This is a genomic window from Lacibacter luteus (assembly GCF_004118265.1).
GTDB classification, from domain to species: domain Bacteria; phylum Bacteroidota; class Bacteroidia; order Chitinophagales; family Chitinophagaceae; genus Lacibacter; species Lacibacter luteus.
In genome coordinates this window covers 1-5157 of record NZ_SDHW01000014.1, presented here as the reverse complement: position 1 = coordinate 5157, position 5157 = coordinate 1, and the positions used below count along the sequence as shown (strand labels likewise).

The 5157-nt window shown below is 41.1% G+C and carries 5 protein-coding genes; 3 read left to right on the top strand and 2 right to left on the bottom strand.

The annotated features are described in order from the left end of the window. The coding region (locus tag ESA94_RS21285; RefSeq protein WP_205756039.1) for a hypothetical protein at positions 1 to 1507 on the bottom strand (1507 nt) is incomplete at its 3' end. 424 nt (positions 1508 to 1931) lie between these two features. Between ESA94_RS21285 and ESA94_RS21280 the strand changes: the two genes are divergently transcribed. Continuing rightward, a complete protein-coding gene (locus ESA94_RS21280) occupies positions 1932 to 2750 on the top strand; it encodes a glutaminyl-peptide cyclotransferase (protein ID WP_164972830.1) in 819 nt (272 codons plus the stop codon). Here the strand turns inward: ESA94_RS21280 and ESA94_RS21275 are convergent. Next, positions 2747 to 3328 (bottom strand): phosphoribosyltransferase family protein, encoded by a 582-nt coding sequence (locus ESA94_RS21275; protein ID WP_240671120.1) that lies wholly within the window; start codon positions 3326 to 3328, stop codon positions 2747 to 2749. The genes ESA94_RS21280 and ESA94_RS21275 overlap by 4 nt on opposite strands. A gap of 74 nt (positions 3329 to 3402) precedes the next feature. On the opposite strand from ESA94_RS21275, the gene ESA94_RS21270 reads away from it, so the two are divergent. Together ESA94_RS21270 and ESA94_RS21265 are read left to right on the top strand one after the other, a co-directional pair. After that, the gene (locus ESA94_RS21270) at positions 3403 to 4446 is read left to right on the top strand and encodes a tyrosine-type recombinase/integrase (RefSeq protein WP_164972829.1); all 1044 of its coding nucleotides are present in this window, start codon (positions 3403 to 3405) and stop codon (positions 4444 to 4446) included. Between the two features lie 62 nt (positions 4447 to 4508). Next, complete coding sequence (locus tag ESA94_RS21265; RefSeq protein WP_205756038.1) at positions 4509 to 5135, top strand: RHS repeat domain-containing protein; 627 nt, start codon at positions 4509 to 4511, stop codon at positions 5133 to 5135. Positions 5136 to 5157 lie beyond the last annotated feature (22 nt).

Below are 5157 nucleotides of genomic sequence, written 5' to 3'. Positions count from 1 at the left end.
TTGGATTTACTGTAAGGTTATATGTTGCTGTACTGTCGCAACCATACTGGTTCAATAAACCTGTTTTCACCTTCTGACCTGCTGCTGTAAATGTTTGACCATCCCATGTGTATGGTAATTGATTACTGCAGATTGTGCGGCTTTGTGTTGAAGAGGTAGGAGCTTTAACTGTTACTGTTGCCGGATCTGTATTGCTACATCCTGTTTGGGGATCAGTATAACTATAAGTAACATTATAAGTACCTGCAGCAAGACCGGCAGCATTAAACAAACCGGAAGCATTAACATTGGCTCCACTCCATGTACCACCAGCCGGAGATGCAGTAAGCTGAACTGTAAGGCCAATACAAACAGACGCATCATTTGCTGTTACAGTTGGAGGAGGAATACTTGTAACATTAACCAGGTTACTGGTTGATGTACAGTTTGGCAATGCACCTGCACCAATTACGTAATAACCGTTTCCTACCGGTACATCATTCCATGTTAAAGCCAAACCGGTACCTGGTTGAGCCGGCCCAACTGCTACATTTGAACTGTTATAAAGCTGATAACTCGCATTGAGTTGCGATGTAGAAGAAGTAATTGTTCCTGAGTTTGGACTAGCAGAACAAACAGCTGAACCTGTTAATACCAATGGCGGCGGTGTTACGCTAAAACCTCCACCAACAAAATCATCTAATGAAGCTGTAATAGATTGTGATGATCTTGTTTCGAGCAGAAAACTTGTATTACACAAATTCAATACGCCCAATGCAGTAAGATCAACCTTACCTTCAAAGAACATATTGTAATCGTATGTGGCTTGGCCAAATGTCCATCCTGTTGGTATCGCATATTGTCCATCATTATTTTCCGCAACCGTGCCGGTAAGTATACCAATCGTTGTGCGAAGATGCCCGTTTGTATTGGGTACAATTGTTTGGCCTGCAGGGGCAACACCATCTTCATCCCATTGCAAAATGGTAACAGTTGCATCACGACCACCACCGGTAAAATCGGCAAGCACCAATACATCACCATCCACATGTGGTGGACTGAAAATATTGTTACCACTAACAGTAACCGGTCCTGTTCCGTTCAGGTAAAGCCAGAAGCCAATTTGCGCATCACCGTTGTTGGAAGTACGATCGCCTGCAAAATACAAAATGCCATCTTTGATGATGGCTGCACCATTAGCAATATCGTTCTTAGCTTTGGTTTGGCTGATAGACCAAACTAATTGATTGGCCAGAAAGAAATCTTTCGAACCTTCTGTAAACTGGTTATCTACAACGCCGTTACCAAAAGCATCCCCTTGGTATTTTTTAATGGCGAAGAGATTAAAATTAGCCGAATTCCAATCGATAGGATTACCATCGATTGCAGGCACTGTCTGGGCCGTAGAATTGCCCGGACTAAATGCCAAAAAGAGCATCAACAGCATCAGCATCTGTCGCCAGAGCCAACTGTCTGCTAACTTACTTTTCTCATCCTTTTGTTCAAAGGCATGTAGCAGTGTGTTCATTTTGTCGAATTTTTTAGTGAATGAATACTCACAGGTAACTAAAAGTGGATCTTAAAGACAGGACAATACAATGCATACGGAAACGACAGGCATTTAACCTTGTAATGTTTCTGCAAACAAGAATGGGAATACTGGAGATTAGTAAGGATTAATTGGCGTTATGCAATCTTTAAAGGGAACGAAACGATAGGGAGGTTATACGAGTATTCAGGGGGGGGATATTCACAATGGAACATAAACGTAAAGACATTTTTTTACATCTCCAATACCTAAAACAGGTATTCTCACATATTTATTTTAGTTATTCATCAATAATTTTCTATAGCAAAAAATCACTTTACTGAAAATATTACAAGAACATTATCGAATTTTTAGCTGCATATTTTAAGCGGTTATTTATTTTTGAATGATATCAATAACACATATGAACTATAAGTTACTTGGCCTCGCATTTTTGTTTGTTGCATGTACTAACGAAACAAAAACAAACGATGACACAACAGTTATACCAACCATTGCAGCACCTGCGTCCATTAACTATAAACTGCTGAAAGATCATCCGCACGACTCATCATCATTTACGCAAGGATTGATCTTTTATAATAATACATTGTACGAAAGCACCGGTAATCCTGAGGGCACACTAAACAACGGTTCGTGGGTGGGCACTGTTGATCTTGCCAGCGGCAAGCAAAACAAAAAAGCAATGCTCGACGCTGCTTTTTTTGGTGAAGGCATTACGATCCTCAACAACAAGATCTATCGCTTAACCTGGCAAAACAAAAAAGGCTATGTGTACGATGCTGCTACATTTAAACTATTAAACGAGTTCAGTTACGATCACGAAGGTTGGGGTATTACACACAATGGTAAAGAGTTGATCGTTAGCGATGGCAGCAGCAGTATTTATTTCTGGGATCCTGCTACCTGTAAAGAAATCCGCCGCATCAGCATACAGGATAACAGCGGCTTAAAGAATAACATTAATGAACTTGAATACATCAACGGGTTTATTTATGCCAATGTTTGGCAAACAAATGATATTCTTAAAATTGATCCTTCAACCGGTAATGTTGCAGGCATACTCAACCTTTCTTCATTGAAACAGCAATTCCCCGAACTGAATGGAGTTTCTGAAAGCGACAAAGTACTAAACGGCATTGCTTACGACAGTAGCAGCAACCGTGTATTTATTACCGGTAAAAACTGGAGTAAACTTTTTGAAATTCAGTTGCTGAATTAAATGAGGTAAGCACCTGTTATTTCGGTGTCTGTCAGTTCTACATAAATATGTTCTTCCAAAGTTGTGGCAACGGATAACCCAACATAATCGGGCTGTACCGGAAAAGTTTTGTGTGTACGCTCTACCAAAACCAGTGTTTGAATTTTGCGTGGCTGAAACTGCAGAAAAGGTTTTAACGCATACAGCATGGTTTTACCACTGTTGGCTACATCATCAATTAACAGGATCGATTGATTGTTGAAACCAATCTCCCGGTCGAGAGTAACTTCTACCGGGTATTTTTTATCGAGACTTACTTCCACCAGCTCCACATGAATATTGCTGATCTCCATTACCTGTTCGGCCAACAGTTTTGCTACCGTTAAACCACTCTGGCGGATGCCGGCAAAAAACAATTGCTGCTCATCGTAATTACGCTCCACAATTTCAAACGCAAGGCGGCGGAGTTTGCGGGCTGTATTGTCTTTATCTAAAATGTATTTCTTTTCCATGGTTGTATTGCTGTGCTGCAATTTAAGCAGGAATGAAAACACAAAAAATTTAGCTTTCATATTGGCCCAATCGAACAGATTTTTCATCTCAAATGTTTTGGCAATCTTTAATGTTCTTCATTTGCCGGTATCTGCGTATATCTGTGGTTAATAAAAAACACATGAAACAAATCTTACTACTCCCGGCCTTTCAGGAATTCATCCGTGTATCAACAAAAGGCAAGCGCCGCACCGCCTCTGGCAAACGTTTAACCCAGGGCACCGTACAGCAATACCAGGTAGTGCTGCAATACTTGCAAAGCTTCGAAACTACTTTACCACAAGCCATCCGCATCCAGTTACTGTACAGACAAACACAACGGCAGTTTCAGCAGGAAGCAAACTATTGGAAAAAGATAAAGCTGGCATTGGAGCAATACCTGCGTAAGCAGCACAACTGTTTGGATGTGTACATCGCAGCTGTGTTTAAAGTGCTAAAAACCTTCTTTAACTACCTGCGCAAAGAAAAAGGCTTACCTGTTGGTGAATTTCACCGCCAGTTTCGCTTACCCTCCTACCAATACCAGCCCGTACTAATCGATACGTTTCAACTGCAACGCCTCATACACGACCACAACTTCCGCAACAGTTTACAAAAACACCTGGCCGAAAGCCTTGATCTGTTTGTTGTGGGCTGCCTCGTTGGTTTACGTTATATCGATCTTATCAATCTCAAAAAAACAAGCCTCTCGGTTCGCAACGATCAATATTATTTGCAGGTACTTACACAAAAAACCGGAACACAGGTAAACATTCCACTACCGGGCTATGCTGTGGAAATCATCGACAGGTTAAAACAAAAGAGAACCGCCTACCTGTTTAAACGCATCTCCAACACCAATTTTAACCTGCACCTGAAACAGATGATGGAGCTGGCAGGCTATACCTACAGCGTTCCAAAAATGCGTTACAGCCAGGGCCGCTTAACAGAAATTAAAACTAAAGAAGGAAACAGCTTTCGATTCTGCGATCATATTTCTTCGCATACGATGAGACGTACAGCTATTACAAACCTGCTTGTGTTGGGCGTACCCGAAATGGTAGTCCGTAAAATCTCTGGGCATGCAGCCGGAAGCAAAGAATTTTACCGCTACATTTCACTAGCACAAGATTATACCAACCGCCACTTAACAGATGCATACGACAAGCTCTTAAAAACAGCATAATTAACCCGTAAAACATGTTGATTTTTGCATATTTATGCTATTTTTAAGCAATGCTAATAGCCGTGAAATCACTTACTGGCAAGGTATTGAACGAGACGCATTATTATCCGTTCGGGTTAACAATGGCAGGGATAAGTAGTAAAGCTGCCAACACTTTTGATAATAAAATTAAATACAATGGCAAAGAGTTACAATCTGCCGAGTTTGCGGACGATAGTGGTTTAGAACTTTATGATTACGGTGCAAGGTTATATGACCAGCAAATAGGACGATGGTGGATATTAGACCCTAAAAGTGAATTAGGCAGACGATGGTCACCTTACAATTATTGCTTTAATAATCCAATTAGGTTTACTGACCCTGATGGAATGTGGCCAGATCCACCAAGATTTGGTGCTGGTATAAATCTTACGATAAGTCTCTCAAAAAAACCTGTTTTTAATGCAAGTGTTGCCGTTGGTGTTTCTTTGCCAATGGGCGGTACTACAGCTAATTTGAATACTGCACTGAACGTCCGAAGCTTTGGTTTAGGTACTGCACATGGAAGTACAGGAAGTACAGCAGTTAAAACAGATGTTGTTGTTAGTCTGGAAAATCCACTCAAATTGACCCCCTGCTACCGGCTTAATGTGACCCCCATTCGCCAGACCAATGTGACCCCCTGCGGCCATTTCAAACTGACCCCCTGAAGTTGATAAAAAGATTAGTTGT